Origin of the sequence: Alicyclobacillus suci, assembly GCF_017329615.1 — a bacterium.
Taxonomy (GTDB): domain Bacteria; phylum Bacillota; class Bacilli; order Alicyclobacillales; family Alicyclobacillaceae; genus Alicyclobacillus; species Alicyclobacillus suci.
In genome coordinates, this window is sequence record NZ_JAFMTW010000166.1 from 1 (window position 1) to 468 (window position 468).

Consider the following 468-nt stretch of genomic DNA (forward strand, 5'->3'; position numbering starts at 1 on the left):
GCATCGACCAGGACGAACGGATATCGGTGCTCCCGCAAGCTGCGCTCGTTCCACGCTGCGACGATGGGATCCAACCGCTTGCACAGCGCCGACACTGTGGACTTAGAAAATTCCGTCCCACAAAGCTCCTCCGTGATCTGGGCCACCTTGCGAGTGGATACACCGTTTATCACCATCTCCATCAACGCAATCACCAGTGCCTGTTCACTGCGCTGATAACGGGCAAACAGCTCCGTTGAAAACTCGCCATTGCGAATCCGTGGAACCTGCAGGATGAGCCGCCCAACACGTGTCGTGATGGGATGAGGCAATGTTCCGTTACGGTACCCTCGCCGCTCATCAGTCCGCTCATACGGACTCGCTTTCAGTTGTTCCGTGACCTGAGCCTGTAATACCTGATTCAGCACCTGTTCGACCAACTTCGCGACACCCCCATCCTGCAGAAAGAGGTCTTTCAAAGAATCGTCA

General features: G+C 55.6%; 1 protein-coding gene. It reads right to left on the minus strand.

Annotated elements, in window-relative coordinates:
- Nucleotides 1-458: transposase (locus tag J3482_RS20270; protein WP_206923098.1), on the minus strand; the 458-nt coding region annotated here is incomplete at its 3' end.
- Between the last annotated feature and the right edge of the window lie 10 nt (nucleotides 459-468).